Consider the following 26,247-nt stretch of genomic DNA (forward strand, 5'->3'; position numbering starts at 1 on the left):
GGTCCGACAACCGCTCACCCGCAGGCGCCCTGACCTGCCCCACCCTCGCCATACGAAAGACAACGAGGCAAAGCCACCTAAGTCACCGGCATTGGCCCTAGACCCGCTGCGCGAGCAACTGGCCCGGCCAGTCGCCGACCTTGAAGGTCTGGACGGGCTCGAAGCCGTTGCGTAGGTAGTAGTCGACGAGCCGGCCCTCGCTTCCGGCGTAGCAGTCGACCCGCAGCAGCCCGACGCCCAGGCGGCGGGTCTCCTTGACGGCGTGGGCGAGGAGAGCGGCGCCGACGCCCAGGCCCGCGAAGCGGCGGTCGGTGACCAGGAGGTGGACGTAGACCTCGGGTTCGTCGGCCGGAGGCACGTAGTCCTGGCTCGCCTGCCTGAGCGTCACCGTCCCGGCGGGGACGCCGTCGATCTCCGCGATCCATGGCGTCCCGGTCCGCACCAGCTCCAGCACGCGCGCGGCCGCCTTCGGCCGCGCGGACCAGGGCTCGGTGCCCCACTGGCCCTCGCGGCCGTTGGCGACCAGCCATTCCACGGCGCCGTCGAGCATCGCCAGGATGACGGGGAGGTCGTCCTCGCCACCCTGGCGGATGGCTGTCCTCGCGTCCTCACTCACCAGGCGAAGGACTCCGGCGACGGACCGGTGCCGGGGAAGATCTCGTCCAGCGAGGCCAGGAACTCCTCCGACAGCTTCAACTCCACCGCCCGCAGGGCCGAGTCCAGCTGCTCCTGCGTGCGCGGGCCGACGATCGGGCCGGTCACGCCGGGCTGGGCGAGCAGCCAGGCCAGGGCCACGTCACCCGGCTCCAGGCCGTGCTTGTCGACCAGGTCCTCGTACGCCTGGACCTGCTCGCGCAGGGCGGAGTCCTTGAGCGCGTCGCCGCTGCGACCGGAGGTCGAGCGGGCGCCGCCGCCCTCGCGCTCCTTGCGCAGCGCGCCGCCGAGGAGGCCGCCCTGCAGCGGGGACCAGGGGATGACGCCGAGGCCGTAGACCTGGGCGGCGGGAATGACCTCCTGCTCGGCGCGGCGTTCGGCGAGGTTGTAGAGGCACTGCTCGCTGACCAGTCCGAGGGAGTTGCGGCGGGCGGCCGCCTCGTTGGCGCGGGCGATGCCCCAGCCGTTGAAGTTGGACGACCCCGCGTAGAGGATCTTCCCCTGCTGGATCAGGACGTCGATCGCCTGCCAGATCTCGTCCCAGGGCGTGGCCCGGTCGATGTGGTGGAACTGGTAGAGGTCGATGTGGTCCGTGCCCAGCCGCTTGAGCGAGGCGTCGGCGGCCCGGCGGATGTTGAGGGCGGACAGCTTGTCCTCGTTGGGCCAGGGCGAGCCCTCGATGCCCATGCTGCCGTAGACCTTGGTCGCCAGGACCGTCTTCTCGCGCCGGCCGCCACCCTTGGCGAACCAGCTGCCGATGATCTCCTCCGTGCGGCCCTTGTTCTCGCCCCAGCCGTAGACGTTCGCGGTGTCGAAGAAGTTGACGCCCGCGGCGAGCGCCGAGTCCATGATCGAGTGGCTGTCCGCCTCGTCCGTCTGTGGGCCGAAATTCATGGTGCCCAGTACGAGTCGGCTGACCTTGAGACCGGTGCGTCCGAGCTGTGTGTACTCCATGGTGCACAAGCCAATCGCTTGGAGTGCACTCGAATCAAGAGGACTCAGGCTCCGGCGCCGTACGGCGTGCCGATTCCCCACGCCTGGTGCATCGCGTCCGCGAAGGCGGCGGCCAGCCGGTGCTCGCCGGAGGCGTTGGGGTGGGTGCCGTCGTACGTGTCGAGCAGGATGTCGTAGTCCGCCGGGCGGGAGGCGAGCAGCAGCGGCGAGGCGGGGGTGTCGAGGTCGGCGACGGCCTTGGCCATGCGGGTGTTGAGCTCGTCGCACTCACCGGCGAAATCCGGGTCGAGGTCCGCCCGGGTGTTGGGGATGACGGGCAGCAGGACGGCAGCGATGTCCGGGTTGGCGGTCCGGGCCTGCTCGATGAAGGCCCGCAGATTGGCGTCCGTCTGCCCGGCGTTGGTGTAGAAACCGAGGTCGATCAGGCCGAGGGAGACCAGCAGGATGTCCGGCCGGTGTGCCCGCACCTCGTCCGCGATCACCGGCGCCATGTGTTGCCACCCCTCGCCCCAGCCGGCGAGATGGCGCCGGGCGCGCTCGGGAAAGGACGGGTCGGCGTAGTCGTACGAGACCGGGGCGTCGGCGGCCTTGTCGTGCAGGGTGGTGCGCGGGCCGACGATGGCGAAGGGCTCGCCGAGGCTGGTGCGCAGGTGCTGCCACATGCGGTAGCGCCAGGTGAAGTCCCCGGCGGCGCCGATCGTCATGCTGTCGCCGACGAACATGAAACGCACGGTGTTGCCTCCGGGTCCGGGTCGACCATCCGCCGGGACCGGTGCCCGGAGCACGTTGCATCATCGCGGATCCGAGCGCCCCCGGGCCACGCGGCGCGGCGTGAGGTCCGCCACGGCCCCCGCCGACGGCCGGATCCTCAGCCCTTGATGGCAGGCTTGCCCCATGCGTCACCTTGCGGCCGTTGCCGTCGCCCTCTTCATGGCCTGTTTCGTCGCGGGCCCGGCCATGGCCGACGACGGTTCGCCGTCCTCCTTCACGATCACCGACTCGCGGATCAAGGAATCGAGCGGGCTCGCCGCCAGCCACCTCCACAAGGGCATCTACTGGACGCACAACGACAGCGGCGACGGCCCGTACATCTACGCCGTCGACTCGGCGACCGGCAAGACCGTCGCGACCGTCACCATGCGCGGCGTCGGCACCCCGCGTGACGTCGAGGCGATCTCCATCGGCCCGGACGACCAGATCTACGTCGGCGACATCGGCGACAACCTGGACGGCGCCTGGGACCACGTCTGGATCTACCGCTTCCCGGAGCCGTCCCAGCTCAAGAACATGACGGTCACCGCGACGCAGTACGTCGTCCGCTACCGGGACGGCGCGCGCAACGCCGAGTCGCTGATGATCGACCCCAAGACCGGCCGGGCCTACATCATCAGCAAGAACGAGAACGGCGGCGGCCTGTACGTCGGCCCGCAGAAGCTCAGCGCGAGCGGGGTCAACATCTTCCGCCGGATCGCCGACATCCCGCTGTGGGCGACCGACGCCGCCTTCTCGCCGGACGGCACCCGGCTGGCGGTGCGCGGCTACTTCGGCGGGCTGATGTACCGCTGGTCCGGTGGCGCCCCGCACAAGATCGGCGACCTGGACGTGCCGATCCAGCAGCAGGGCGAGTCGGTGTCCTTCACGCCCGACGGCCGCGCGCTGATGTACGGCAGCGAGGGCAAGGACAGCGACGTCACGCGGAAGAACCTCAGCGGGGACGACCTGCCGGACTCGGTGACGTCGGCCTCGGCGTCGGCTTCCGCGGGTACGGGCGCGTCCGGATCGTCGCCGTCCGGGCCGACGGCCTCGGACGGCACATCCACCCGGAACTTCACGGTCGGCGCGGTCACCCTGGCGGCGGTCGTCGCGGTGTTGGTGGCGGCGCGGCGGTTGCGGCGGGGCCGCTGAACGGCGAGGGGCCCGGTACGCGCGTGGTGCGCGTGCCGGGCCCCTCGGCCGGAGACGTACGTCCCTGTCAGAGGCGGTCGATGACGTAGTCGACCGAGGCCGTCAGCGCCTCGACGTCCGCCGGGTCGACGGCCGGGAACATCGCGACGCGCAGCTGGTTGCGGCCCAGCTTGCGGTACGGCTCGGTGTCGACGATGCCGTTGGCGCGCAGCACCTTGGCGACGGCGGCGGCGTCGATGCCCTCGGCGAAGTCGATCGTGCCGACGACCTGCGAGCGCTTGGCCGGGTCGGTGACGAAGGGCGTGGCGTGCTCGGACTTCTCGGCCCAGTTGTAGAGGCGCGAGGAGGAGTCGGCGGTGCGGGAGACCGCCCAGTCCAGTCCGCCCTGGCCGTTGATCCACTCCAGCTGGTCGTTGAGCAGGAAGAGGGTCGCCAGCGCGGGGGTGTTGTACGTCTGGTTCTTCTTCGAGTTGTCGATCGCGGTCGGCAGGTCGAAGAACGCCGGGATGTGGCGGCCGGAGGCGGCGATCGCCTCGGCCCGCTCCAGCGCCGCCGGGGAGAAGACGGCGATCCACAGGCCGCCGTCCGCCGCGAAGGACTTCTGCGGGGCGAAGTAGTAGACGTCGGTCTCGGTGATGTCGACCGGCAGGCCGCCGGCGCCGGAGGTGGCGTCGACCAGGACCAGCGAGCCCTCGTCCGCTCCACCGACGCGCTTGATGGGCAGCGCGACACCGGTCGAGGTCTCGTTGTGGGTGAGTCCGTAGACGTCCACGCCCGCCTCGGCCACCGGCTCCGGGTGGGAACCCGGGTCGGAGGAGATCACGGTCGGCTCGTCCAGCCACGGCGCGAGCTTGGCCGCCTTGGCGAACTTCGACGAGAACTCACCGAAGGAGAGGTGCTGCGACTTCTGCTGGATGAGACCGTGCGTCGCGATGTCCCAGAACGCGGTCGAACCGCCGTTGCCGAGCACCACCTCGTATCCCTCGGGGAGGGAGAAGAGCTGCCGGATGCCGTCCCGTACCTGGCCCACCAGGTTCTTCACCGGGGCCTGGCGGTGGGACGTGCCGAGCAGGGACGTACCGGTCGCGGCGAGCGCGCTCAGCGACTCCGGCCGCACCTTGGAGGGACCCGAACCGAAGCGACCGTCGGCGGGCTTGATGTCAGCGGGGATCTGGATATCGGCCACGGCCGCAGCCTAATCCGTTACGGCCGGGTTTCGGGGCGAGGTCCAGCCGATGAGACGTGCCGGGTGGGGCAGGGCTCCGGCTACGTACGAAGTGCCTCGTCCAGGTCGAGCGCCGCGGACACCCGCAGAGCCACGTCCTCGGCGAAGGCGGCATCGCCCCGGTCGAACTGGCGGCGGCCGGCGCCGCGCAGGAAGGTGAGGGCGCCCAGGGTGCGGCCGCGGCTGCGCAGGACGACGCAGAGGCCGTGCATGGTGCCGTCGGGCCAGCGGCGGGCGGCGGCCCAGGCGTCGATCTGGGCGGGGGAGGTGGGGGGTTCGGCGCCGAAGCTGGCGCGGATGGCGCCGCAGCGGTCGACGGCCTGGAGGGCGGGATGGCCCTCGGTGTAGCGGACGGGGATGGCGCCGGGGACGGGAAGGCAGGGGCCGGCCGCGCCACCGGTGGGGGTGGCGGCGATGCGTACGAGCTTGCCGGAGTCGGAGCCGGACACCATGTCGAGCAGCGCGTGCTCGGCGAACCCGGCCAGCGCGAAGTCGACGTAGGTCGTCGCCGCCTCCATCGGCACCGCGCACTCGGCGGCGGCCCGGGCCGCGCGCTGCAACTGGTTCGTACGGAAGCGCAGCAGCGACGCCTCCTGCTCGGCGAGCTTCGCGTCGGTGATGTCGTGGAAGAGCCAGCCGACCCCCAACGGGACCGGCTCCTCGCCGAGCGGGGAGCCGAGGCGTACGAAGCCGCTGCGCCAGCAGTAGCGGTGGCCGCCGTCGTCGCCGCGCAGGCTGATCCACAGGTCGGAGGGGGCGGGCGGGGCGCCTTCTGCCAGGACGTGCTGGAGGACGGTCTCCAGCTCCTCGACGCCCTGGTCGAGGAGGTCGCCGAGCGGCCGCCCGAGCAGGGCGTCACGGCTGCTGTGCAGTACGCGGGCGGCGTAGGCGTTGACGACGGCGGGCCGCAGGTCGGCGTCGATCAGGACGACCCCCGACGACGCGTCGTCGAAGAGCGCCTCGCTCAGCGCGATGGACCGCTCCAGGTCGATCTGGGCGTGCACCTCGGAGAAGGCGCAGTAGACGCCGACCGGTTGCCCCCCGGCCGACTGGACGGCCGCGGACTGGGTCCGTACGAGCACCCGCCGACCGTCCTTGGTCAGCAGAGCGAACTCATGGACCTGCCGCCCGGGCCCGCCCATGACGCCCAGCAGCCGCTCCTGGACCTCGGCCGCGTCGGCGCTGCGCGCAGCCCAGCCGGAGAAGCCGTGGCGGCCGACGGCCTCCTCGGTGGACCAGCCCAGGATGCGGGCGGCCTCGGAGTTCCAGTGCGTGATGACCCCGTCGCGGTCGAAGGCGCACAGACCGGCCTCCATACCGTCGAGGAGGGCGGCGAGCAGCTGCTCGTCCCCGTCACTGAGCGGCGTCGCATCGAATGACTGCACGTCGAACCATTCAACTCCGATGTGACCCAGGACACACGTCCTTCGGGAAAATCGATGCCTATTGGTGACGGGTGGCTTAGGGCCTGTCTTTCGGATCAGGCTGGATCAGGGAGCGGGGTCTGGTGCGGTGCATCGCAAGGCGGAGGAGGGAGACGACGCGGAGCGTCGGCGACCGACGACAACGCCGCGAGGTGCCGTGCCAGGCGTCGCGAGCCCAGCATGATCCGAAAGACAGGCCCTAAATCGCTTGTGATGCGCGAGGTGGCTTCTTAGGCTGTCGAGCACACACGAAAGGAGGTGGTCCCGAGAATGAGTAGCACTCGGACGCGTGAGGTGGCTGCGGGCTAAGGCCGCGCACCTTGCCTGTGGCGCTGTGCGCGACGGGCCAAATCCAACGCAGTCATCCGACCCGCGGGCTCGCCGGATTCGTTCGGCCGGTGCTCGGAGCGCTTGTCGCTCCGGGGAGCAGCCCGCGGGTCGTCTGCGTTCTCGAGGCGTTTCCAGAGGCTTGCTGGAGGCTTACCGGAGGCGCAGTAGAGGCCTTCTAGGGAGCCAGACGCTGTACGGACCAGCTTCCGTCGCCGTTCTCGTACCGCAGCCGGTCGTGCAGCCGGTTCTCCCGCCCCTGCCAGAACTCCACGCGGTCCGCTCGGACCCGGAAGCCGCCCCAGTGCGGCGGCACCGGCACGTCGGAGCCCTCCGGGTAGCGCGCGGCCAGCTCCTCGTACGCCCGCTCCAGCTCCTCGCGGGCGACGGGGCGGGACTGGGCGCTGGCCCAGGCGCCGAGGCGGGAGCCGTGGGGGCGGCTGCGGAAGTAGGCCTCGGTCTCCTCGCGGGAGACGCGCTCCACGGGGCCGTCGGCGATCACCTGGCGGGCGATGGGGTGCCAGGGGAAGAGCAGCGAGGCGTAGGGGTTGGCGCCGAGTTCGCGGCCCTTGCGGGACGCGTAGTTGGTGTAGAAGACGAAGCCGCGGTGGTCGTAGCTCTTGAGGAGCACGGTGCGCGAGCTGGGCCGGCCGTCGGGGTCCGCGGTGGAGACGATCATGGCGTTCGGCTCGGTGATGCCGCCGTTGACCGCGTCGGCGAACCAGTGCGCGAACTGCGTGTACGGATCGGCGGCGAGGTCTGCCTCGGCCAGGCCCTGGGCGCGGTACTGCTTGCGCATGGCGGCGGGGTCGTGGGCTTCGTCACGGAGGTGCTGCACGCGGCCATCTTGCCCTATTGACTCTTGACATCAAGAGATATCGTTTCTTCCCCGGATCCTGGCCCGGATGGAGCAGGGTGACCTTCACTCCGGCGGGGCATCACCCGGAAGGCCAGGCACGTCGACCGCATCAAGAGGAGCCGCCTGATGTCCGACTTCGTACCCGGACTCGAAGGAGTCGTCGCGTTCGAAACGGAGATCGCCGAACCCGACAAGGAAGGCGGCTCCCTCCGCTATCGAGGCGTCGATATCGAGGAACTCGTGGGCCACGTCTCCTTCGGGAACGTCTGGGGCCTTCTCGTGGACGGCGCCTTCAACCCCGGCCTGCCGCCGGCCGAGCCCTTCCCGATCCCGGTGCACTCCGGTGACATCCGGGTGGATGTCCAGTCGGCGCTGGCCATGCTCGCGCCGGTGTGGGGCCTGAAACCGCTGCTCGACATCGATGCCGAGCAGGCGCGCGACGACCTGGCGCGGGCCGCGGTGATGGCACTCTCGTACGTCGCCCAGTCCGCGCGCGGGCAGGGACTGCCGATGGTGCCGCAGGGCGAGATCGACAAGGCCCATTCCATCGTCGAGCGCTTCATGGTGCGCTGGCGCGGCGAGCCCGACCCCAAGCATGTCGCGGCGGTGGACGCCTACTGGACGTCGGCGGCCGAGCACGGCATGAACGCCTCCACCTTCACCGCCCGCGTCATCGCCTCGACCGGCGCCGATGTCGCGGCCGCTCTCTCGGGCGCCGTGGGCGCGATGTCGGGACCGCTGCACGGCGGGGCGCCCTCGCGGGTGCTGGGCATGATCGAGGACATCGAGCGCACCGGCGACGCGGTCGCGTACGTCAAGCAGGCCCTCGACAAGGGCGAGCGCCTGATGGGCTTCGGCCACCGCGTCTACCGCGCCGAGGACCCCCGGGCGCGCGTGCTGCGCCGTACGGCCAGGGAGCTGGGTGCCCCCCGCTTCGAGGTGGCCGAGGCCCTGGAGAAGGCCGCCCTGGAGGAGCTGCACGCCCGCCGCCCGGACCGGGTGCTGGCCACCAACGTCGAGTTCTGGGCGGCCATCGTCCTGGACTTCGCGGAGGTCCCGGCGCACATGTTCACCTCCATGTTCACCTGTGCGCGGACCGCCGGCTGGTCCGCGCACATCCTGGAGCAGAAGCGCACCGGTCGCCTCGTACGGCCTTCGGCGCGCTACATCGGCCCCGGGTCGCGCAGCCCGCGCGACGTGGAGGGCTTCGGCGACATCAAGCACTGATCCGGCTCATCCGGCGCTGATTCGGGGCTCATCCGGGATGATCCGGGGCTGATTCGGGGCCGATCCGGCCGTCGGCGGGAAACCGCCGACGGCGGAAAGCCGACCTTCTTGCCGGGGATCACTGCCGCCAGAACACGCGGTCCGCGTACCGCTCGACGATTTCCGCGTTCCACTCGAGGCCGCCTGCCACGTTGCCGGAGCGCAGCATGGGCGGCGCGTAACCACGCTCGGCGAGGCTGATCGCGGCCGTCGCCATGACGGCCTGGAGCAGTGCGGACGTCACGACGGTCGACGCGGGGGCGAAGGGTGCCGGGATCTCCGGCGCCGTGAGCTCCGCGTCGCCGAGGGCGATCTTGGAGTCCAGCACCACGTGGCAGTGGTCCTTCAGGAAGGTCCCGGACGGATTGTTCGGCGTCGACTCCTTCGCGTACGCGGCCGAGGTGACGCCGATCACCGTGAGCCCGAGGGTCCGCGCGTGCTGGGCCATCTCCACCGGCAGGGCGTTGCGGCCCGACAGGGAGATGATGATGAGCAGGTCACCGGCCCGGGCCGGTGACGAGTCGAGGCAGACGCGGGCGAGGCCCTCGACCCGTTCCAGGGCGGATCCGAGGGTGGCGGGCATGACGTCGACGCCGACGGTGCCGGGGACGACCAGCAGGTTGACCAGGGCCAGCCCGCCCGCCCGGTAGACGAGGTCCTGCGCGGCCAGCGAGGAGTGGCCGGCGCCGTAGGCGAAGATCCGTCCACCGGCGGCGACGGTGTCGGCGATGGCGGCGCCGGCGGCGGCGATGGGGCCGCCCTCCTCGTCCCGTACGCGCTGGAGCAAGGTGATGGCGGCGTCGAGGTACCGCCCTGCGAAGTGCCCTGCCGGATCGCTCATGCCGAGGACCATGAAGGGCTGCCGGGCCCGCTGTCAACCATGTGGGGGCCGGTTGTCCGCGGGATGCGTCAGAATTGGGGCAGGGCCACGCACCAGCCATCGAGGGGCACGCATGTCAGGACTCATTGACACTACGGAGATGTATCTCCGCACCATCCTGGAGCTGGAGGAGGAGGGTGTGGTCCCCATGCGCGCCCGAATCGCCGAGCGGCTGGACCAGAGCGGCCCGACGGTCAGCCAGACGGTGGCGCGGATGGAGCGCGACGGGCTTGTGCACGTCGCGGGGGACCGCCATCTGGAGCTGACGGCGGAGGGCCGCCGGATCGCGACGCGCGTGATGCGCAAGCACAGGTTGGCCGAATGCCTGCTGGTCGACGTGATCGGCCTGGAGTGGGAACAGGTGCACGCGGAGGCGTGTCGCTGGGAGCACGTGATGAGCGAGGCGGTCGAGCGCCGCGTCCTCGAGCTGCTCCGGCACCCGACCGAGTCGCCGTACGGGAATCCGATCCCGGGCCTGGAGGAGCTGGGCGAGAAGGACGGCGCCGATCCCTTCCTGGACGAGGGCATGGTCAGCCTGTCCGAGCTGGACCCGGGGCCGGCCGGATCGAGCGTCGTCGTACGGCGGATCGGGGAGCCGATCCAGACGGACGCGCAGTTGATGTACACGCTGCGGCGGGCCGGTGTGCAGCCGGGCGCGGTGGTGAGCGTGACGCCGTCGGCCGGTGGTGTGCTGGTCGGCAGCGGGGGAGAGGCGGCGGAGCTGAGCTCGGAGGTCGCCTCTCACGTGTTCGTGGCCAAGCGGTAGACAGGGACCGGGGCGGCACGGCTGTGCGCTCAGGGGGCCGGAGGGCTCCGACGGTCCCGACGGCTCTGATCGGGGCTTTGAGGGCCCCGGCGCTTTTCGGCGCCGGGGCCCCTCCTCCCCCTGTCCCTCCCTTGGTGCTCCCCTGGAGACACCCGGAACCCCGAGCTTTCCGGGTGGCTCCCCGCTGCCCGTCTTCCCCGCCGGGCCGCGTCCCGCTGGAGTCCTCCCCTCGGCGCGGGCCGCCAATCCTTGAGCGTTGTCACTCGAAAGAGCGGTGTTGCGCGTGTGAAGAGGCGTTTCGAACCTGAGTTCGATAACGTGGCTGTCTAGAACGTCACGAAGGGGGTGCGGGATATGGCCAGGCGCGTCGAGGTCACCGGAGCGGGCGCCGTTCCGCTGATCGCGTGGGATCACACCGCCGCCCCGGTGCCTCGTCAGGCAGCCCCCGGAACCCCCTCCGACCTGCCCGGAGTCCTGCTCCTGCACGGCCTGATGGGCCGCGCCTCGCACTGGGTCGGCACCGCCCGCCGACTCGCCCCCGGCTACCGGGCCGTCGCCCTCGACCAGCGCGGCCACGGCGCCAGCGGCAAGCCCGAGGGCCCGTACTCGCGCGAGGCGTACGTCTCGGATGCCGAGGCAGTAATCGAACAACTGGACCTCGGCCCCGCCGTCCTCATCGGCCACTCCATGGGCGCCCTCACCGCCTGGCAGCTCGCCGCCCGCCGGCCCGACCTGGTCAGCGCCGTGGTCATCTGCGACATGCGGGCCTCGGCGCTGGGCGAGGAGAGCCAGCGTGCCTGGGAGGCCTGGTTCAAGAGCTGGCCGCTGCCCTTCGCCTCGCTCGACGACGTGCGCCGCTGGTTCGCCGAGGACGACGCCTGGGTCCTCGAACAGCCCCGGCCCACGCGCGGCGCCTTCTTCGCCGAGCTGATGGAGGAGCGCGGCGACGGCTGGCGCCCCGTCTTCGCCCGCCGCCACATGCTCCGCTCCCGCGAGCCCTGGGTCTCCGACTCGCACTGGGAGGAGCTGTCCCAGGTCCGCTGCCCGGCGCTCGTCGTCCGTGGCTGGGACGGCGAACTCGGCCGCGCCGAGGCCCAGGAGATGGTCCGCGTGCTGCCCCGGGGCTCGTACGCCGAGATCCCCGACGCCGGGCATCTCGTGCCCTGGGACCAGCCAGAGGCCTGGTACGAGGTGGTCGAGCGCTTCCTCGCCGAGATGGCCGGAGCCGCCGGGAGCGCCCGGGTCTGACGCCGGCCCCCTCAGTGGCTCAGCCTCGGCTGACCGCGGTAAGGATCTCAGGCAGCCGCCGGGTCAGCCGGGGCGCGGCGAAGCGCAGCCCGGCCGCCGCGAGCCCGGCCCCGTACGCCAGACCGGCCGGGAGGACCAGCCACAGCAGCCCGTGCCGCCCGCTGACATGCAGGGCGACGACGAGCACCAGGACGGGCACGCACAGCGCGGCGCCCAGCACACCGCCGCCGAAGAGGCTCAGGGCGGCCAGTCCGCCCTGGCCGGGGGCCGCCGAGCCGCCGCCGAAGCGGGTCTCCTGCGGCATGGCGTAGGGGAAGCGGACGCTCGCGTACGCACCGGTGGCGATCAGGGCGCCCAGCAGCGCGAACGAAAGCCCCAGGACCTCGGGAACGGCGGCGGCGCGATGCAGCAGCAGGGCCGCGCCGACGGTCACCAGCACCACGTACGGGACGGCGACGGACGCGATGACGGCCGCCCGCCCACGCAGCTCGGCCCGGGCGTCGTCACGCGTGGCGAGGGTCGCGGCGACGGTCCAGAAGGCGGAGCCGTCGACGCCGAACTGGTTGTACATCTGCATGCCGAGCAGCCCGGCCGCCCAGCAGGAGGAGTAGACGCTGCCGTGCTGCACGGCGGAGACCACCGGCAGCAGCAGGCCCACGGCGAGGGCCGACGCCCAGGCGGCCTTGGAACGGGGGTCACGCCAGGCGTAGCGGAACTGCCGCTCCATGACGGTGCCGGTGCGCCCGGCGGGCAGCAGCCGGTGCAGCCCGGTCGAGCGCCCGGACCGGTCCCGCCCCTCGGCGGCCTGCAGCGTGGAGGCGTCCGGCACGACCATCAGCCGGTAGAGGCTGCGGTACCACCACACCAGCACCGCACCCAGCACCACGCCCACGTACGCGAGTTGGGCCACCGCCACCCCGTACGAGCCGTGCGCCGCCGACCGCACGGCGTCCAGCGCCGGGGCCGGCGGGACCCAGCGCAGCACCGAGGCGATGGAGGCGACCCGGTCCAGGCCGCCGGAGGAGGACAGCGACGACACGGCGAGGTTGACCAGCTGCACGCCGACCGCGACGAACAGCCCGCTGAGGATGGCCAGATCACGGCCCTTGCGACTGGTGAGCAGCCGGGTATTCGCTGCCGCCACGGCCCGCGACAGCGCGACGCACAGCACCAGCACCAGCGGTACGGCCACCACCGCCACCACCACCGACGCCGCACCGCCCGCGAGGGCGACGGCCGCGCCCGCCGTCACCAGCAGCGTGACCAGCGGGCCGACGCCGACCAGCGACGACACCAGCAGGGCGGTGACCAGCGGGCGGGGGCGCAGCGGCAGCATGGCCAGCCGCGTCGGGTCGAGGGTGTCGTCGCCGCCGAAGAGGAACAGCGGCATCACCGCCCAGCCGACGACGAGGACGACGGCGAGACCGACGGCGGCGGACGGCGCGTGGTCGTTGCCGCGCAGCACGACCAACCCGGTGGCCGCGCTGAGGGCGTAGAGCAGCGAGAAGACCGTGCCCAGGACCCAGCCGACGGTGCGGCCGGTGGACTGGTGCAGGCCGTTGCGGATGATGGCCAGCTTGAGCCGGACGAAGGTGCCGGTCACTTCGCTCCGCTCGGTCCGCTCGCTCGGCTCGGTCCGTTCGCTCCGCCGCCGTTGCCGTTGCGGTTACCGACGCCGCCCCCGCCCCCGCTGCCGAGCCAGTCCAGGTCCTGGCCGCTGCTGCGCCCGGTCGCGCCGACCAGGGTCAGGAAGGCGTCCTGCAGGCTCGGCGCCGTACCGCGTACGTCCGCGAGCGGGCCCTGCGCGACGATCCGGCCGGCCGCCATCACCGCGACCCAGTCGCAGAGGCTCTCCACCAGCTCCATGACGTGCGAGGAGAAGACGACGGTCGCCCCGGACTGCGTATAGCGTTCGAGCACCCCCCGGATGACCTGCGCCGAGACCGGGTCGACACCCTCGAACGGCTCGTCCAGGAACAGCACTTCGGGGTTGTGCAGCAGCGCCGCCGCGAGGCCGATCTTCTTGCGCATGCCGGTCGAGTAGTCGACCACCAGCTTGTGCCGGTCCGCCGTCAGGTCCAGTACGTCGAGCAGTTGGGCGGCGCGGCGGTCGGTCTCCGCGCCGGGGATGCCGCGCAGCCGGCCGGTGTACGCGAGCAGCTCGCGGCCGCTGAGCCGCTCGAACAGCCGCAGCCCTTCGGGCAGTACGCCGATCCGTGCCTTCACCGCCACCGGGTCGCTCCACACGTCCGTGCCCCGGACCTCGACGGTGCCGCCGTCCGGGCGGAGCAGCCCGGTGACCATCGACAGGGTCGTGGTCTTCCCGGCGCCGTTGGGACCGACCAGGCCGACGAAGCGCCCGGCGGGCAGCGTCAGGTCGATCCCGGCCACCGCGACCTGCTGCCCGAACCGTTTCCACAGCCCGTGCACCCGGACCGCAGGGTCCGCCTCCGCCACCACATCGTCAGACACGGGCCCAGCGTACGACCGCCCCCCGGCCCACCGACCGCCGGTGGTCGCCAACAGCCCAGCCGGTAAGAGCCCGACCGCCGACAGCCCGACCGCCGACAGCCCGACCGCCGACAGCGCAGCCGCCGACAGTTGCAGGCGGTTCGCTACCGGCCGCGCGTCTCGGCCGCCTCGCGCCCGCACGCGTACGCCAGCGGGCTCAGCAGCTCCTCCACGTCCGGCAGCCAGCGGTTGAGGGCGGTCGGACGGCGGGCCCACTGCACCGAGGCCCCGCCCGCCAGCCGGGTCGGCGGCGCCGGAACGTAGCCGCCCTCGCCGTGCACCGTGAGGTCGAGGGACGCGGGCGGCCAGCCGAGGCGGCGCAGCAGGCCGGGGACCTTGACCGTCGCGCCGGGGAGGACGAGGAAGATCAACCGGCGGGCGGGGGTGCCCAGGACCGGGCCGAGCGGCAGATCCATCCGTTCCAGCCGCGCCAGCGCCAGGCAGCCCGCGACCTCCGGCACATCGATCGCGTCGAAGGTCCGCCCGGTCGGCAGCAGGATCGAGGCGCGCGGCTCCTTGGTCCACATCCGGCGCACGGCCACCGCACTGCCGCCCGCCTGCGTGGCCCAGTCGGGGCGGTTGGGGTGCGCGCCGGGCGCCCCGCAGCGCGGCTCGCCGCAGGAGCAGAGCGCGCCGGTGCCGGGGCCGTCCTCGAGCCAGGCGCCGGGGAGCACGTCCCAGTGCCGCTCCTCGGCGTATCGGACCGCCGCGTTGAGCAGTTGGCCGCCGGTCGTGATGGTGTCGTCCACGACCTTCACAACTCCGACGTACAGCATGGGTTACGGGCAGTTACGTGCCGATGCGCGGTGAACCGTCGGTCTCATGCCGGGCGCACGGATGCACGAACGGGGGCGCGCGTGAGGCTGGGCCCCATGATCCGGGTAATCACCCTTGGGTGCGTAGACATACATCCAGCCGCAAATAATAGCGATTGTGGCGAATTGATAGGCCGCGCACCGGGCATGGATCTTGAAGATGCCAGCCGCGGCAGTGATGAGGGGGATCCGATGGCCGCACGTCCACTCGTGGCCCGGCAGCCGAACGAACGGTTGCAGGCGCTGATCCAGGAGGCAGGCTGCTCCAACGCCGGACTGGCCCGCCGGGTCAACATGTGCGGCGCGGAGCACGGCCTCGACCTCCGCTACGACAAGACCTCCGTCGCCCGCTGGCTACGCGGCCAGCAGCCGCGCGGGCGCGCCCCGGCCGTCATCGCCGAGGCGATCGGCCGCAAGCTGGGCCATACGGTCACCATCGACGAGATCGGCATGGCCAACGGCAAGAACCTCGCCACCGGCGTCGGCCTGCACTTCGCGCCGACCGTGCTCGGCGCGATCGAGCAGGTCTGCGAGCTCTGGCGCAGTGACGTCGGCCGCCGTGACTTCCTCACCGGCTCGACCGTCGCCTCCTCCGCCCTCGTCGAGCCCAGCCGCGACTGGCTGATCACCCGCACCGACGCGGCCGTCGCCCGCACCGGCGGGCCCCGGGTCGGCATGTCGGACGTCGACGCGGTTCGGGCCACCACCCAGGCGCTCACCGACCTCGACCACCGCTTCGGCAGCGGGCATGTGCGGCCCGTCGTCGTGCACTACCTCAACAGCGTCGTCTCCGGGCTGCTCGCCGGCTCGTACCGTGAGTCGACGGGCCGTCAACTCTTCGCCGCCGTCGCGCGCCTGACCGAACTCGCCGGTTACATGGCCGTCGACACCGGCCAGCCCGGCCTGGCCCAGCGCTACTACATCCAGGCCCTCCGCCTCGCCCAGGCCGCCGGCGACCGTGCCTACGGCGGTTACGTGCTCGCCGCCGGGATGAGCCACCTCGCCGCCCAACTCGGCAATCCGCGGGAGATCGCCCAACTCGCCCGCGCTGCGCAGGAAGGCGCCCGGGGGCAGGTGACTCCCACCGCCCAGGCCATGTTCTACGCCGCCGAGGCCCGCGGCCATGCGCTGCTCGGCGACGCCCGCGCCTGTACCGCCGTCGCCGGCCAGGCTGTCGAGGCGCTGGAACGCGCCACCCCCGACGACGACCCCGACTGGATCGCCCACTTCAACCAGGCCTACCTGGCCGACGAACTCGCCCACTGCCACCGCGACCTCGCCCAGTCCGCCCTCGCCGTCCGCCGCGCCGAGGAGGCCCTCGCCGGACACGGCCCCACGAAGGCGCGGCGCCGCGCGATCGGCCTCCTGGTCCTCGCCCAGGCCCAGGTCCAGCAGCGCGAGCTCGAGCAGGCCTGCCACTCCGGCACCCAGGCCGTCGAACTCCTCTCCGGCCTCCGCTCCACCCGCGGCGCCGAATACCTCGACGACTTCCGCCGGCGCCTCGAGCCGTACGCCCAGGAGCCCGTCGTCCGCGAATTCGGCTCCCGGCTGGAGGAACTGGACGCTGTGGCCTAGGCCTGTCTGACAAATCCCGCCTGCCCCGCGACGCCTTGCGCTCGCTCGCTGCGTTGTCGGAGTCGCCCGAGTAGCCCACTACGAGGGCGATCCTGCGCCTTGCGATCACACGCACCAGACGCCGCGGGGCCCGCCCTCGGGGCGGCCGGCGCTATTTGTCAGACAAGGCCTGGCCGTCATCCGGAATCGTTACGGGACCGACACCGGGGCGTCGCGGCGCCCCGGCCAGCCCAATTGGGCTGATATGCAGAGTGATCGGGACGCACGCCGTCCCGCGCCCACCCTGCGGCGTGGTGGGGCCCGAACGGCACCGGGTAGCGTGAGCTGACGATTCCGTACGTGCGGTTGAGGCAGGAGTTCCGGTGATGCACAACGGGCGCGACGAGGAGACGCCGGAGGTGCGTGAGGGTGTGGTGCTGCCCGCGCAGAGCGAGCCGTGGGACGTGGCGCCGGTAGGCGGCCAGCCCTGGGGCCAGCCGCCGCAGCAGCTCCCGCAGGGTTCGTACTCGCCCTTCGATGGGGGCTACGTACAGCAGTCGCAGCCCCTGCACCCCCCGCAGCCGCAGTCCCCGCCGCCGCTGCCGCTGCCGGACAGCGATGCCACGCAGCTCTTCCCGCCCTACCCGCAGGCCCCGGCACCGGCGCAGGTAGCCGCGGACGCGACGCAGATGCTGCCTCCGTATCCGCAGGGCATGCCCCAGACCATGCCTCCCGTGGCGGACGCCACGCAGATCCTCCGGCCGGTGCCGGCGGCGCTGCCTCCGGAGGCAGCGCCGTTCGCGATACGGCCGGGTGCGCCCGGCGACGCGGAGCCGACCCAGCACCTGCCGCGCTTCGACGACTACGGCGGCTACGGGGGGCCTCAGGCCCAGCCCCAGCAGCAGCCGCAGGACGACTTCGCGCACCTCTACCGGCAGGAGGGCGCCCCGCAGGCGCCTCCCGCTCCCCAGGCGGCGCCCTACCAGCAGCCGTACCAGCAGCAGGCCTACGAACAGCAGGCCTACGAGCCCCCCTACGCCCCGCGGCCGGCCGGCCGCAAGAAGCTGTCCCCGGCCGCGGTGATCGGCATCGTGGTGGCCGGCTGCGCCATCGCGGGCCTCGCGGCGGGCGCCCTGCTCAGCGGTGGCGGAGGCGACGCGCAGGCGGCGGCGACCGGCTCGCCGTCGGCGGCGGCGAACACGGCCGCGTCGTCGGACTCGGGCAGCGGCTCGAGTGCTGCGGAGGAGCAGGCGAAGAAGCTGGACGCGCTGCTCAAGACCAGCGGCAGCAGCCGGGCGTCCGTGATCAGCGCCGTGGCGAGCATCGAGTCCTGCCAGAACGCCGGTACGGCCGCCTCCGACCTGCGCTCGGCCGCCACCCAGCGCCAGAGCCTGGTCACCCAGCTCGGCACCCTCTCGGTCGACCAGCTCCCGAATCATCAGGCGCTCACCGACGCCCTCACCAAGGCGTGGAACGCCTCCGCCGAGGCCGACACCCACTACGCGGCCTGGGGCGACCAGGTCGCGAACGACGGCAAGAAGTACTGCAAGCACGGTTCGGCCCGCAACACCGGCCAGACCTCCGCCGGCACCCAGGCCAGCGGCACCGCCACGCAGAACAAGAAGACCGCCGTCCGGCTCTGGAACACCATCGCCAAGAAGTACGGCCTGACCCAGCGCTCGTACACCCAGCTCTGAGCCCAGGGCCCGGCTGCCCTGCCCCAGTCCTGGCCCAGTCCTGTCCCGGGCCCTGGCCTTCGCCCTAGCCCGTCGAGCTCTCCAGCGTCCGCGTCACGTCGACGAAGCCCTTGCGGGCGGCGACCAGGCGGCCGTTGGAGACGACCTGGTAGGTGACCTTGCCGTTGCACATCCGGGGGTGGTTCTCCACGGAGGCGAGATCCTGGTCACGCCAGCCGAGGTTGGGTGTCAGGCCGTCGGTGGAGATGCCGTGGGCGTTGTCGAGGGCCCGCTTGAGGCTGGTGGCGTCGACGCTTTCGCTCCCCATGGACTCGACGACCTCGGTGAGGACGCGGTAGGCGATCCAGGTGGTCTGCGCGCCGGGATCGTCGGCGTCGATCCGGTTGTCGTCGAAGGCGTACTTGGTGATGGCCTGCTTCATCGTCGCCCAGTGGGGGTCGGACGCGGGCGGGTACCAGCCGGTGACGTACGCGCCCTCCAGCGGGCTCTCGCTGCCGCCGCTGCTGTCGACGGTGGACTGCTGGACGCTGCCGAGGACGGAGGCGATCCGGGCCTTGGGCGGGATCTCCTTGCCGGTGAGCGGGTCGGTCGTGGTGATCCGGCGGAAGGAGTCGAAGAAGGTCGGCGTCTTGTCGCCGAGTACGGCGGTGACGCACCGCCCGTCCGTGTTGTCGCCGATGGCCCGCTCGGCGGTGGACGTGTAGTCGGTGGAGTCCTCGGCCGCGCGCAGGTCGACGGCGTTCGCGCGGCCGCTGACGTGCAGCCCGGCGTCGATGAAGGCGGGGAACTGGTCGCCGGCGGCGGTGTCGGGGCGTACGAGGGCGACCGAGGCGCAATCCGGGGCCAGCTGCTGGCCGTTGCCCGCGAGCAGGGCGGTGAGGCCGCCGTTGACGGGGTAGGACAGCGGGCTGTCGAACTCGTCGTCGGTGACGCCGAATCCGCCGAGGTACGGAATGCCCTCCGCCTCCAGCGTGGACAGGAAGCTGCTGCCGTGCTGGCTGTACGAGCCGACCACGGCGGCCACGCCCTCGTCGGCGGCGCGCTGGGCGCAGGCGGCGGCGCCGGTCGTGGTGTTGTGCTCGTTGCAGGTGAGCACCTTCAACTGGTGGCCGTTGATGCCGCCCTTGGCGTTGATGTACTTCGCGTACGCCGTCGCCATTGCGGGCATACCCGGCATATTGGTCGCTTCGGTCTTTTCGGGGGCCCAGGTCATGACGGTGATGGGTGCCGGGGAGCCCCCCGCGCTCCCCGGGACCACACCGCAGCCGCTGAGTAGCGCGGCACTGGCCATGGCGATGCCGAAAAGTACGGCCTTGCGCTTACGACGGTCGCGCCCCTCGCGCCTGTCACCCATGGCAAGTGAAGATTCCGCGCCGGACTCAACGCTCGGGTGACTGAAGGGGAACAGAGGGTCACATTCCGGTGAACAGACTGTGCCCGCGGGACCGGATCCGACGGCACGTACGATCGTGCATCGTGCAGAGTCCGCAAAAGTCTTCCCGTCGAGGCGCCCGCTCATCCACGATGGGTGGCATGCCCCTCAATGACATGCCCTGGTGGCGCTGGCGCAGCAATGTGCGCTCGGCGCTGCACATGATCAGCGATCCGGTCTTCCAGCAGGAGTGCTGGCAGGCAGGCCTGCCGGGCTACGGGGACGTCACGGACGCGGTCTACCGGCTCGTCGAGGACACCTGGCTCGACAACTGGTCCGCCGAGAAGTACGTCGGGACGATCTTCCGTGACTCACAGGAGGCCGCGCTGGTCGACCTCGCGGTGCTCCGCGTGCTGAAGATCCTGCACCAGGTCGGCGCCGACGCCCCGGTCTCCACCTATCTGGAGCACCACGCGTGGCCGGAGGCCGTGCGCGCGGCGCGCGAGGCCCACGTACGCCTCGCGACGGCCGACGGGGAGGACCCGGACACGCCGCCGCGTTCGCTGGACGTGCTGAAGATCTATACGCGTTCCGCCTGACGGACGGCTTGGTCCGGGGCAAACGCGGTATGCGACGCTAGCCTCGTGAACGAGTCGCAGCCCAAGCCCGAGCAGTACGTCCTGACCCTGTCCTGCCCCGACAAGCAGGGCATCGTGCACGCCGTGTCGAGCTACCTCTTCATGACCGGCTGCAACATCGAGGACAGCCAGCAGTTCGGGGACCACGACACGGGTCTGTTCTTCATGCGGGTGCACTTCTCGGCAGACGCTCCGGTGACCGCGGAGAAGCTGCGCGCCAGCTTCGCGGCGATCGGTGACTCGTATCACATGGACTGGCAGATCCACCTGGCCGAGGAGCGGATGCGGGTCATCCTCATGGTCAGCAAGTTCGGGCACTGCCTGAATGATCTGCTGTTCCGCACCCGCATCGGCGCGCTGCCGATCGAGATCGCCGCGGTGGTCTCCAACCACACCGACTTCGAAGAGTTGGTCGGCTCGTACGGCGTTCCCTTCCGCCATATCCCGGTGACGAAGGAGAACAAGGCGGAGGCGGAGGCCGAGCTGCTCGCGCTGGTGGAGGCGGAGCGCGTCGAACTGGTCGTGCTCGCCCGCTATATGCAGGTGCTCTCGGACCACCTCTGCAAGGAGCTGTCGGGCAAGATCATCAACATCCACCACTCCTTCCTGCCGAGCTTCAAGGGCGCCAAGCCCTACCACCAGGCGCACGCCCGAGGTGTGAAGCTGATCGGCGCCACCGCGCACTACGTCACCGCCGACCTCGACGAGGGCCCGATCATCGAGCAGGAGGTCGAGCGCGTGGGGCACGAGGTCACGCCCGAGCAGCTGGTCGCCGTCGGCCGCGATGTCGAGTGCCAGGCGCTGGCGCGGGCTGTGAAGTGGCACAGCGAGCACCGCGTGCTGCTCAACGGCCGCCGTACGGTCGTCTTCGCCTAGGCCCGCTGCTCAGCCCTGGGGCCCTTGGGTCCTGGGGGCGTTCAGAGCCGCGACAGGTTCGCCGCGGCGAAGAGCACGTCCCGGATCGCGGCGCGGTCGCCCTGCTGGCCTGCGGCGATCCGCTCGGGAGCGAGATGGCCGGCGGTGAGCTGGCAGAAGTCCAGCTGGTCGACGGCGATTTCGGCGACGATGTTGTCCTCGGAGGCCACCGCGCCCGGGGAGTCGAGCGAGATGTTCCAGCGGCCGCCGCCGGGGCCCTCGACATGGAGATGCAGGGCCCGGCCCGGGGATCCCGCGGTGACCAGGCGGGTGGCCGAGGCGGCGAGTCCCGCCCGGCGTCGTTCGGCTATCGCCGTGGGCAGCATGCGGGCGGCGAGGTCGATCATCCGGTTGAGGTGACGCGGGGCGGGCGGTCCGTACTCCGGGTAGTCGAGGGCGTTGGCGATGTCCTCGGCGTGGATCCAGCACTCGAAGGCCCGGTCGATGAGCGCGTCGCGCATCGGCACCTCGAACTCGGTGAAGCCGACCGGCAGTCCCCCGGTCGAGGAGCCCGCGAAGGACAGCGTCCGCACGATGCTGCGGGTCTGGTTGCGCCACTTGTTCCGTACGAAGTCCTTCGGATGCTGCCTGCACCGGTCGACCGCCGCGTTCGTACGGTCCAGCATCGTGCGGGGCGCGCCGGGGCCGAGCGGGTCGTCCAGGCCGAGGGAGGTGGCGACGATGCCGTCCACCGAGCCGAGGTGGGCCAGCACTCCGCAGAGCGTGAGGACGCGTTCGCCGCGGGACCAGGTGAGCTTGATCGGCACTTCCCACTCGGGGATGCCGAGGTCGCCGAGGAGCGCGTCGAGCCGGGCGGTCTCGGCGTCGTACGGCGCGGCCCACTCGGGGACGGGGATCCGCGCCGGGCGGCGGCCGAGGCAGTTCTCCAGGACCCGGGCCCGCAGCAGCGGATCGAGGTCGAGGGACTCCTCCTGGTGCAGCAGGCCGACGGCGTCGCGCAGCCGCAGCGCCTCGTCCGCGCAGGAGGCGCAGTCGCCCAGGTGCACCTCGACCGCGGCGGCCTCGTCGCGGGAGCAGGCGGTCAGCGCCCAGGCGCCGAGGAGGGAGCGCAGGGTGTTGTGGTTGTAGGCGGTCAGCTCCGCCGGGTCCGGCGCGGGCGGTGGGGGCGGCGGTGGGCCGGCCGGTGTGGTCGGCTCGGGCGGGAGCTCCGGCAACGCTCCGGCGTCCTCGGCGGCCTCCCGGGGCTGCGGCACCCGGGGCAGCGGGGCGCCGCCGTGGGAGGCCGGGTCGCCGTTGTCGGCGTGGCCGTTCACAGCAGCCGTCCCCGTCCCTGGCCGTGCGGCCCGTTGAGCCTGGCGGGATGGTCCATGGCCGTGGACAGCAGCTGCAGCCCGAGCCGCAGCCTGCGCCTCGCCTCGTCCTCGGTGACGCCCAGGTCGGCGGCGGTCTGCCGGTAGTCCTGGCGCCCGCGGTAGGCCAGGTCGAGGGCCTGCCGCAGTGGGGCGGGCATCGAGGTCACGATGTAGTCGGCGCGGGCGGCCGCCGAGGCCTCGCGCACCCTGGCCTCGACCTCGTCCGGCGTGCCCTCGCCGGAGTTCTCGAACTGCCGCAGCCGGTGCACGGCCTGCCGCTGGGTGAGGCCCGCGATCCAGGAGCGCAGCGAGCCGTGCTTGGGGTCGTACGCGTCCGGATTCTCCCAGATGTACCCGAAGACCTCGCGGGTGATCTGCGCCGCCGCGTCCTCGTCGTCCATCACCCGGTGGGCGAGGCTGTGCACAAGGGAGGCGAAGCGGTCGTACAGCTCGCCCAGTGCCGCCTCTTCGCCACGCGCCAGCCGCTGCTGCATCTTGCGGTCCCAGCGAGGTGGTGCGGGTGTCACCATGCGGCCGTCCCCCTCATCGCCCTCGTAGCCCGATGCGGCTGTGTCCACTGCCTCAGATCGAATGTAACCGGCGGTTCCGACGGCGTACGCCCCTTTGCGCCAACCTGCTGCCGATGCGGACCGGTTTTGATAATGCGTTATGCGGGTGTGACCGGATGAGGGCGACAAGCGGCTGCGGGCAGGGCATAAGGTCGGAGGACCCACTGCCGGACGAAAGGCCCAAGACAGTGGCGCTGAAGGTGACGCAGGCCGAACAGGACGGCTGGGCGATTGTGTCCGTATCGGGCGAAATGGACCTGGTGACCTCGCCCGCTGTCCGGCAGCAAGTGCATGACGCGGTGGCCGAGGGCCGCCGCGACATCGTTCTCGATCTCGCCGACGTGCAGTTCTGCGACTCCAGCGGCGTCGGTGTCCTGATCGCGGCCCGTCGCCTGATGCGCTCCTGCGCGGGCCGGCTGCGCCTCATCCTCCCGCCCGACGGCGGCCTGGAGGGCTCGCACGTCAACCGGGTCCTGTCGGCGCTGGGTGTCCGCCGGCTCTTCGAGGTCTTCCCCGATCTCGCCGCCGCCACGGATGACGCGGCCCGCCCGCTGTCCGCCTAGGACTGCCGGGCGCGGCTTGCCCCGGCAGTCGGTTCAGGAGTCGGCCGGTGCCGGGCCCAGGGTGGTCGTGCCGATCGCCGCGCGGTGGCCGAGCCCGGTCCGGTAGGCGTCGAGTGCGGCCTCGACACGGCCCGTACGCCGCATCAGGTCACCCAGGAGCCGGCAGATGTCGGCCAGATCCCCTGCGGCGCCGGCGCGTTCGAGCAGGGCGAGGGCGGATACGTAGTGCTCCTCCGCCGCCTCGTTGTCGCCGCGTTCCTCCGCAAGCAGCCCGAGCAGGCGGTGGGCGCCGCCCGCGTGGACGGCGCCACGCCAGGGGGTGAGTTCGTCCAGGAGGGCCTGCAGCAGGCGTTCCGCCTCGGGGCCCTTGCCGCGCCGCCGGAGGACGTCGGCGAGCTCGACCTCCACCTGGACGGTGAAGAGCACCGAGTTGCCCGCCGCGAGCATGTCACGGGCGGTGCGCAGCTCGCGTTCGGCCTGTTCGAGGTCGCCGTCCTGGGCGTGGACGTAACCGCGCATCCAATGGCAGTGGGCGAGGTCGGTGTGGAGCTCCAGGCGCTGGAAGATCTCCTGGGCCCTGGCGAGCGAGGCCTCGGCCTCGCTCGTGCGGCCGGCGACGATGAGGGTGCGGGCGATGCTGCGGTGCATCAGGGCTACGAGCGCAGGATCGGTGGCGCTGGGGGCGAGGTTGAGCGCCTGCTCGGCGGCGCGGGCGGCGCGTGCGTAGGCGCCGAGGTCGGTGTAGGGGCCGATGGCGGCGACATGCAGCAGGAGCAGGGCGTCGGGGTCGGGGCGCTCGTCGAGCTCCAGTTGGGCGATGGCCTGTTCCAGCAGGTGGGAGGCGTAGCGCACTTCGCCGGCGAGCAGGTGGGAGACCGCCCGGCCGCGTACGGCCGCGGAGCGCTGCGCGACGGGGCCGTCGGCGAAACGTTCTTCGGCGGCGGCGAAGTGCTCTCGCGCCTGGTTGAGTTCGCCGGCATCAAGTGCCGCCTCGCCGAGCCGCAGCAGGGCGAAGGCCTGTTCCGCGTCGGCCTCCGTCGCGGATATCTCCGTCATGCGGAGGAGGTTACAGCGGCTGTGTTGCGGCTGCGCACCGGATAAACCCCTGTCGTGTCACCGCTTCGCAAAGCGCTCGCGGAGCTGGTACTTCAGCACCTTGCGAAGGGTCTCGTTGCGCGGCAGCGCGTCGACGACCTCCAACTGCTCGGGGAGCTTCTGGGGGGCGAGGCCCGCCTCGCGCAGATACGCGGTGATGTCGGCGAGGCCGACCGGCTTGGCGTCGGCGGGCTGCTCGATGACCGCGCATACGCGCTCCCCGCGTTCCGGGTCGGGCAGGCCGATGACGGCGGCGTCGGCGATGTCGGGATGGGCGTAGAGGAGTTCCTCTATCTCCTTGGCGGAGATGTTCTCGCCCTTGCGGATGATGATGTCCTTCAGGCGGCCGGTGAGGACGAGGTAGCCGTCCTCGGTGAGCCGGCCCAGGTCGCCGGTGCGGAACCAGCCGTCGGCGTCGAAGGCCTCGGCGGTGAGCAGCGGGTCCGTGTAGCCCTGGCAGACGGCCTCGCCGCGCAGCCGGACCTCACCGTCGACGATGCGGATGGCCATCGACGCGGGCGGGCGGCCCTCGGTGGCGGCGAGGCGCTCCTCGGGATCGCGTGGCGAGCCCATGGTGATCATCGGGGCCTCGGTCATGCCGTAGCCGTGGGTGAGCCGGCAGCCGAGCTCGCGGGCCACCTCGTGGTAGAGCTCGGGCGGCTTGGGGGCGCCACCGCCGGAGAGCAGCCGGAGGGTGGGGATCAGCTTCTCACCGGCGGGCAGTCCGCGCTGCGCGGCGAGGAAGAGGGAGTAGAAGGCGGTGCTGCCGCCGGCCATGGTGACGCCGTGGCGGCGGTAGGCGTCCAGGCAGTCGGGAAGGGCGAACTTCTCCAGCAGCAGCGCCGGGAAGCCGTACAGCAGCAGCATGACGAGGTAGTCGGGGCCGCCGATGTGGGCGTAGGGGAAGGCGATCGAGCCCACGTCGTCGGGGCGCATCTCCAGGGCGTGGGCGAGGCAGGAGCCGCCCGCGATGAGGCTGCGGTCGGTGTGCAGGACGCCCTTGGGTTCGGAGGTGGTGCCGGAGGTCCAGTAGATCCAGCGGACGGCGGTGCCGTCGGTGGGCGGCTCGGGCAGGAGGGCCGGATCGCCCTCGGGGAGCCGGTCGTAGGCGGTCAGCAGCAGCGGTGGCTCGGGCAGCTCGCGGGAGACGCGGCGGGCCATCGCCGTGTAGTCGAAGCCGCGCCACTCGCCGGGCACGACGAAGAACTCCGCCCTGGTCCGGCGGATGATGTGGGCGACCTCGCGGTCCCGGTAGATCGGGATGACGGGCGTCTGGACCGCGCCGAGGCGGGCGAGCGCCGCCGACAGCACGACGCTTTCGATCCGGGTCGGGAGCTGCCAGGCGAATCTGGTGCCGGGCCGCGCGCCGAGTCCGTACAGGCCCGCCGCCACGCGCTCGGCCCGTCGGGCCAGCTCGCCGAAGGTCATCCTCCGGTCGTCGGTGTCCAGGAGCACGGGTGCCAGCGGGCTCGCCGCCGCCCGGCCCGCGATGAGTGCCCAGAGGGTGGGTGAGTCATTCAGGGCCTTGACGGTGTCGTCCATGGCACGCCTCCCCGCATTCGGCTGACGGTCTGTCAGATCTGCCCGCCCGGAGCGTAGGCGCACCTGCCGTGCGGGTCCAGGGTGCGCGCATGGACGACCGTCCTGGCGGGGCGTACCTTGGATCTGACGGATAGTCAGAAACGGTGGGAGAGGCC

At 71.9% G+C, this 26,247-nt stretch carries 24 protein-coding genes; 9 read left to right on the forward strand and 15 right to left on the reverse strand.

The window, feature by feature from the left end; all coding sequences use genetic code 11:
- Window positions 1-97: 97 nt before the first annotated feature.
- The 3 genes from ACFXJ5_RS11425 to ACFXJ5_RS11435 form a co-directional block, all read right to left on the reverse strand.
- On the reverse strand, window positions 98-550 hold the full coding sequence (locus tag ACFXJ5_RS11425; protein ID WP_384630349.1) for a GNAT family N-acetyltransferase: 453 nt from the start codon (window positions 548-550) through the stop codon (window positions 98-100).
- A 62-nt stretch (window positions 551-612) separates the two neighbouring features.
- Window positions 613-1,608 carry an aldo/keto reductase gene (locus tag ACFXJ5_RS11430; protein ID WP_384630082.1) on the reverse strand — a complete coding sequence of 332 codons (996 nt, stop codon included), beginning with the start codon at window positions 1,606-1,608 and terminating at the stop codon, window positions 613-615.
- Window positions 1,609-1,652: 44 nt separating this feature from the next.
- Window positions 1,653-2,339 carry a GDSL-type esterase/lipase family protein gene (locus ACFXJ5_RS11435; RefSeq protein WP_384630084.1) on the reverse strand — a complete coding sequence of 229 codons (687 nt, stop codon included), beginning with the start codon at window positions 2,337-2,339 and terminating at the stop codon, window positions 1,653-1,655.
- A gap of 163 nt (window positions 2,340-2,502) precedes the next feature.
- Between ACFXJ5_RS11435 and ACFXJ5_RS11440 the strand changes: the two genes are divergently transcribed.
- Entirely contained in the window at window positions 2,503-3,513 is a 1,011-nt protein-coding gene (locus tag ACFXJ5_RS11440) for a hypothetical protein (protein ID WP_384630086.1), read from the forward strand.
- A 67-nt stretch (window positions 3,514-3,580) separates the two neighbouring features.
- Here ACFXJ5_RS11440 and serC read toward each other — a convergent pair whose 3' ends face one another.
- The 3 genes from serC to pdxH all read right to left on the reverse strand — a co-directional run bounded on the left by serC (window position 3,581) and on the right by pdxH (window position 7,288).
- Window positions 3,581-4,699: a phosphoserine transaminase gene (gene serC, locus ACFXJ5_RS11445; RefSeq protein ID WP_384630088.1), complete on the reverse strand. Its 1,119-nt coding sequence runs from the start codon at window positions 4,697-4,699 to the stop codon at window positions 3,581-3,583.
- 80 nt (window positions 4,700-4,779) lie between these two features.
- On the reverse strand, window positions 4,780-6,123 hold the full coding sequence (locus ACFXJ5_RS11450; RefSeq protein ID WP_384630089.1) for a PAS domain-containing protein: 1,344 nt from the start codon (window positions 6,121-6,123) through the stop codon (window positions 4,780-4,782).
- Between the two features lie 544 nt (window positions 6,124-6,667).
- Window positions 6,668-7,288, reverse strand: a complete 621-nt coding sequence (pdxH, locus tag ACFXJ5_RS11455) for a pyridoxamine 5'-phosphate oxidase (RefSeq protein WP_384630350.1) — start codon at window positions 7,286-7,288, stop codon at window positions 6,668-6,670.
- Window positions 7,289-7,474: 186 nt separating this feature from the next.
- Between pdxH and ACFXJ5_RS11460 the strand changes: the two genes are divergently transcribed.
- A complete protein-coding gene (locus tag ACFXJ5_RS11460) occupies window positions 7,475-8,575 on the forward strand; it encodes a citrate synthase 2 (RefSeq protein ID WP_384630091.1) in 1,101 nt (366 codons plus the stop codon).
- A 118-nt stretch (window positions 8,576-8,693) separates the two neighbouring features.
- Here the strand turns inward: ACFXJ5_RS11460 and ACFXJ5_RS11465 are convergent, their stop codons facing one another.
- Window positions 8,694-9,455 (reverse strand): SIS domain-containing protein, encoded by a 762-nt coding sequence (locus tag ACFXJ5_RS11465; protein WP_384630093.1) that lies wholly within the window; start codon window positions 9,453-9,455, stop codon window positions 8,694-8,696.
- A gap of 112 nt (window positions 9,456-9,567) precedes the next feature.
- Between ACFXJ5_RS11465 and ACFXJ5_RS11470 the strand changes: the two genes are divergently transcribed.
- Both ACFXJ5_RS11470 and ACFXJ5_RS11475 read left to right on the forward strand, forming a co-directional pair.
- Complete coding sequence (locus ACFXJ5_RS11470) at window positions 9,568-10,260, forward strand: metal-dependent transcriptional regulator (RefSeq protein ID WP_384630095.1); 693 nt, start codon at window positions 9,568-9,570, stop codon at window positions 10,258-10,260.
- A 354-nt stretch (window positions 10,261-10,614) separates the two neighbouring features.
- Window positions 10,615-11,508, forward strand: coding sequence for an alpha/beta fold hydrolase (locus ACFXJ5_RS11475; protein ID WP_384630097.1), 894 nt, complete (start codon window positions 10,615-10,617; stop codon window positions 11,506-11,508).
- Between the two features lie 19 nt (window positions 11,509-11,527).
- Here ACFXJ5_RS11475 and ACFXJ5_RS11480 read toward each other — a convergent pair whose 3' ends face one another.
- The 3 genes from ACFXJ5_RS11480 to ACFXJ5_RS11490 form a co-directional block, all read right to left on the reverse strand.
- On the reverse strand, window positions 11,528-13,111 hold the full coding sequence (locus tag ACFXJ5_RS11480; protein WP_384630098.1) for a transporter: 1,584 nt from the start codon (window positions 13,109-13,111) through the stop codon (window positions 11,528-11,530).
- On the reverse strand, window positions 13,108-13,980 hold the full coding sequence (locus ACFXJ5_RS11485) for an ABC transporter ATP-binding protein (RefSeq protein WP_384630100.1): 873 nt from the start codon (window positions 13,978-13,980) through the stop codon (window positions 13,108-13,110). The genes ACFXJ5_RS11480 and ACFXJ5_RS11485 overlap by 4 nt, the downstream gene beginning before the upstream one ends.
- A 143-nt stretch (window positions 13,981-14,123) precedes the next feature.
- Window positions 14,124-14,795: a bifunctional DNA primase/polymerase gene (locus ACFXJ5_RS11490; protein WP_384630102.1), complete on the reverse strand. Its 672-nt coding sequence runs from the start codon at window positions 14,793-14,795 to the stop codon at window positions 14,124-14,126.
- Window positions 14,796-15,026: 231 nt separating this feature from the next.
- Between ACFXJ5_RS11490 and ACFXJ5_RS11495 the strand changes: the two genes are divergently transcribed.
- Together ACFXJ5_RS11495 and ACFXJ5_RS11500 are read left to right on the forward strand one after the other, a co-directional pair.
- Window positions 15,027-16,409 (forward strand): transcriptional regulator, encoded by a 1,383-nt coding sequence (locus tag ACFXJ5_RS11495; protein WP_384630103.1) that lies wholly within the window; start codon window positions 15,027-15,029, stop codon window positions 16,407-16,409.
- A 365-nt stretch (window positions 16,410-16,774) separates the two neighbouring features.
- Window positions 16,775-18,085: a hypothetical protein gene (locus tag ACFXJ5_RS11500; RefSeq protein WP_384630105.1), complete on the forward strand. Its 1,311-nt coding sequence runs from the start codon at window positions 16,775-16,777 to the stop codon at window positions 18,083-18,085.
- A 64-nt stretch (window positions 18,086-18,149) separates the two neighbouring features.
- Here ACFXJ5_RS11500 and ACFXJ5_RS11505 read toward each other — a convergent pair whose 3' ends face one another.
- Window positions 18,150-19,439 carry an ABC transporter substrate-binding protein gene (locus ACFXJ5_RS11505; RefSeq protein WP_384630107.1) on the reverse strand — a complete coding sequence of 430 codons (1,290 nt, stop codon included), beginning with the start codon at window positions 19,437-19,439 and terminating at the stop codon, window positions 18,150-18,152.
- A gap of 170 nt (window positions 19,440-19,609) precedes the next feature.
- Between ACFXJ5_RS11505 and ACFXJ5_RS11510 the strand changes: the two genes are divergently transcribed.
- Entirely contained in the window at window positions 19,610-20,056 is a 447-nt protein-coding gene (locus ACFXJ5_RS11510; protein ID WP_384630109.1) for an SCO4402 family protein, read from the forward strand.
- A 45-nt stretch (window positions 20,057-20,101) separates the two neighbouring features.
- On the forward strand, window positions 20,102-20,971 hold the full coding sequence (gene purU / locus ACFXJ5_RS11515; RefSeq protein ID WP_384630110.1) for a formyltetrahydrofolate deformylase: 870 nt from the start codon (window positions 20,102-20,104) through the stop codon (window positions 20,969-20,971).
- Between the two features lie 41 nt (window positions 20,972-21,012).
- Here the strand turns inward: purU and ACFXJ5_RS11520 are convergent, their stop codons facing one another.
- Together ACFXJ5_RS11520 and ACFXJ5_RS11525 are read right to left on the reverse strand one after the other, a co-directional pair.
- Entirely contained in the window at window positions 21,013-22,284 is a 1,272-nt protein-coding gene (locus ACFXJ5_RS11520) for a maleylpyruvate isomerase N-terminal domain-containing protein (RefSeq protein WP_384630112.1), read from the reverse strand.
- On the reverse strand, window positions 22,281-22,853 hold the full coding sequence (locus tag ACFXJ5_RS11525) for a sigma-70 family RNA polymerase sigma factor (RefSeq protein WP_384630351.1): 573 nt from the start codon (window positions 22,851-22,853) through the stop codon (window positions 22,281-22,283). The genes ACFXJ5_RS11520 and ACFXJ5_RS11525 overlap by 4 nt, the downstream gene beginning before the upstream one ends.
- Window positions 22,854-23,080: 227 nt before the next feature.
- Here ACFXJ5_RS11525 and ACFXJ5_RS11530 point away from each other — a divergent pair, with 227 nt between their 5' ends.
- Complete coding sequence (locus ACFXJ5_RS11530; protein WP_384630114.1) at window positions 23,081-23,455, forward strand: STAS domain-containing protein; 375 nt, start codon at window positions 23,081-23,083, stop codon at window positions 23,453-23,455.
- Between the two features lie 33 nt (window positions 23,456-23,488).
- Here ACFXJ5_RS11530 and ACFXJ5_RS11535 read toward each other — a convergent pair whose 3' ends face one another.
- A complete protein-coding gene (locus ACFXJ5_RS11535; RefSeq protein WP_384630116.1) occupies window positions 23,489-24,511 on the reverse strand; it encodes a tetratricopeptide repeat protein in 1,023 nt (340 codons plus the stop codon).
- Between the two features lie 57 nt (window positions 24,512-24,568).
- A complete protein-coding gene (locus ACFXJ5_RS11540) occupies window positions 24,569-26,092 on the reverse strand; it encodes a class I adenylate-forming enzyme family protein (protein ID WP_384630118.1) in 1,524 nt (507 codons plus the stop codon).
- Window positions 26,093-26,247 lie beyond the last annotated feature (155 nt).

The organism is Streptomyces sp. NPDC059373 (genome assembly GCF_042751495.1).
Lineage (GTDB): Bacteria > Actinomycetota > Actinomycetes > Streptomycetales > Streptomycetaceae > Actinacidiphila.